This window comes from Candidatus Pelagibacter communis (genome assembly GCF_001179845.1).
Classification (GTDB): Bacteria; Pseudomonadota; Alphaproteobacteria; order Pelagibacterales; family Pelagibacteraceae; genus Pelagibacter; species Pelagibacter ubique_Q.
In genome coordinates, this window is record NZ_CVSB01000030.1 from 1 (window position 1) to 3020 (window position 3020).

General features: G+C 29.6%; 2 protein-coding genes and 1 pseudogene. 1 reads left to right on the plus strand and 2 read right to left on the minus strand.

The features are described from left to right. A partial coding sequence (locus tag AMN81_RS03010; protein WP_072090648.1) for a 3-hydroxyacyl-CoA dehydrogenase/enoyl-CoA hydratase family protein occupies positions 1 to 2097 on the plus strand: 2097 nt, incomplete at its 5' end. Positions 2098 to 2100: 3 nt separating this feature from the next. Here AMN81_RS03010 and AMN81_RS03015 read toward each other — a convergent pair. Together AMN81_RS03015 and AMN81_RS06320 are read right to left on the minus strand one after the other, a co-directional pair. Beyond that, positions 2101 to 2745, minus strand: coding sequence for a peptidylprolyl isomerase (locus tag AMN81_RS03015; RefSeq protein WP_072090649.1), 645 nt, complete (start codon positions 2743 to 2745; stop codon positions 2101 to 2103). A gap of 2 nt (positions 2746 to 2747) precedes the next feature. Then, positions 2748 to 2996 (minus strand): annotated as a pseudogene (locus AMN81_RS06320) (putative zinc-binding metallopeptidase); the annotation flags it as partial. Positions 2997 to 3020 lie beyond the last annotated feature (24 nt).

Consider the following 3020-nt stretch of genomic DNA (forward strand, 5'->3'; position numbering starts at 1 on the left):
AGAGGCAGAATATTCAAGTCAAAACCACCATTATTGTTAGATAAATCAAAAATAGACAATATTAAAGTTGGTAATATTAATGATAACTTTGATGTTGTTAAAGATGCTGATTGGATTGTTGAGGCAGTAGTTGAGAGAATAGATATTAAACATAATATATATGAAAAAATTTTTAAAAATAGAAAAGATGGGGCGATAGTTTCATCAAACACATCATCTATTCCTATCAAAGTTTTATCTGAAAAATTAAACTCAGAAGAAAAGAAAGATTTTTGCATTACTCATTTTTTTAATCCAGTTCGATACATGGGTTTGCTGGAGATAGTGAAAAATGAAAATAATGATTTAGAGAAAATTAATTCGCTCAAGAAGTTTTGTGAAATAGAATTAGGTAAAGGAGCGATTGTTTGTAATGACACACCAGGTTTTTTAGGTAATAGAATAGGTGTTTTTGCAATGCAAGTTGCAATGACAGAAGCTTTTAAAATGAAACTAAGCATTGAAGAAGCTGATGCAATATTTGGAAGACCAATGGGTATTCCAAAAACAGGAGTTTTTGGCCTTTATGATTTAATTGGAATTGATTTAATGGCTGATGTTTTAAAAAGTTTTATCAAAGAGCTGTCTGAAAATGACCCTTTCCAAGAAGTTGCTAAAGAAATTCCTCTTGTTAAAAAATTAATTGAGACGGGTTATACTGGTCGAAAAGGTAAAGGTGGTTTTTACCGAATGAATAAAACCGGTGCAACCAAGGTTATGGAGGCAATTAATCTTCAAACGGGTGAATATTCTATAAGCAAAAAAATTAATATTGGTACTGATAAAGTTGATTTAAAATCTTTAATCTCTAGAGATGACAAATTTGGCAAGTATGCTTGGTCTGTCATTTCAAAGATTATAAAATATTCATCATCTTTAGTACCAGGAATTACCAAAGAGTTTAATGATATAGATGAAGCAATGAGATTAGGCTTTAATTGGGCAAAAGGTCCTTTTGAAATGTTAGAAGAAATAGGTGTTGAAAATTTTTTTAGTAGAATTGATGAATTTAAAGGAAATGAGTTTTTAGAAAAATTATCTATAAGTAAAGATCAAAATTTTTATGGTTCTAGACAAAAGTATACTGAGATTGAAACACTAGGAAAAGTTAAGAAAAAAGCTATGAGCATTGATGGAAACAATTCCGCTCAAGTTTATCGTTTTCAAGATTATAATATCGTTGAGTTTACTACGAAAGCCAACGCACTTGATTATGATTCAATGGATGCTCTTAAAAAAGCAACCGACAAGCCTTTAATTATCATAAATGAGAGTATGCAATTTTCTGCAGGTGTAAATTTAACTTATACAATGGATTTTGCTAATAAAGGTGATTTTAAATCTATTGAAAAATTCATTAAGTATTTTCAAGAAACGTGTAAGCACTTAAAGTATTCTGAACATCCTGTAATTTCAGCACCTTCAGGCCTAACACTTGGTGGAGGTTTTGAGGTGATGGTTCAAAGTAATTTTGTGGCCTCACATACAAATATTGTTGTTGGACTGGTAGAGACTATTGTTGGTTTAATTCCAGCAGGAGGGGGATGTAAAGAAATGTTGGCTAGATGGCTAGATACAGATGAAGCCAGAAACGACCCTCATTATGCTCCTCTTAAAGTATTTGATATAATCGGTTACGGTAAAACTGCTACTTCACCAGTTGAAGCAGAACCTATGAAATATCTAAAACCTCAAGATAAAAAAATTATGAATAGAAATAGTTTATTAGAAGTTTCAATGGAAATTTTAAATAACAATAAAGACTTCAAAGCCCCATCAGAATTAAAATTTAATCTTCCGGGAAAAACAGTACTTCCTGAAATGAATAAAATTTTGGATAAGTTATATAATGATAAAGTTATATTAGATCATGGTTTAAAAGTAGCACAAGAATTAGCTCATGTATTGAGTGGTGGAGACACTTCATTTGACAAAACATTATCAGAAGATGATTTATACAAATTGGAATTGGATGCTTTTATGAGACTAATTGAGACTAAAGAAACTCAAGATAGAATTAAACATACCCTCGCAACCGGCAAGCCATTAGTTAATTAATTTTTACTTAAGCATCCTAACTGTATTTATAAAATTAGGTCTAAGGACATATTCAGATCTATGAGAATATCTAATTTTTTCTAACACTTTAATACCGTAAATCACTTTCCCTATAGGAGTGTATTCGCCTTCAAATAGTGGCTCATCATCAAGAATAATAAAAAACTGACTATCTTCAGTATCATATTTTAAAGTTCTCGCTAAACCAACGGAACCTCTTTCAAAATTAAACTCAGCATCAACTTCTGATTTAATAGTACCTAGACCTGATTTACCAGTTCCAATTTTTCCATAATCTAATTGATCTTTTTTACCAAACTCAAGATCACCCGCCTGAACCAGTTTATCTTTAATCACTCTATGAAAAGCAATATCGTCATATGCTTTTAAATTGATTAATTTTTTAAATCTCTCGACTCCGTTTGGAGAAATTTCAGGATAGAGTTCAATTATGACATTGCCACATTCAGCATTAAGGACAACAATATTATTTGGTTTTTCAAAATTAATTTTTTGTGGATCAAAGTTTTTTACAAATAAACACTTATTTTTTACAACAATAGTAAAACTTAAAGCAAAAACTCCAAGCAGTATTAAAAAAATAAAAATTAATTTTTCATGCAGAGAGGCTTTAACTTTTTTTATCATAACTAAAATACAAAAGTATTATCAATTTCTTTTAATTTATCTTTTATAAATTTAATTTTTTTATTGAGAATTTCGTCATCTGAAATTTTGTAATTTCCTGTTATTAAATGAGAATATACTTCTGCCATGTCTTCAGATGGGATTGTCATTGAGTATTCTGTAAAAAAACCGTTTGTATTTGTGTAAGTATCTAACCCTAATTTTTTTGAGCAAGTAGAACAATCAGAATATTTAAAACCTGGCTTATTAAATTTTTTCCATTCTTTTTAATCAAA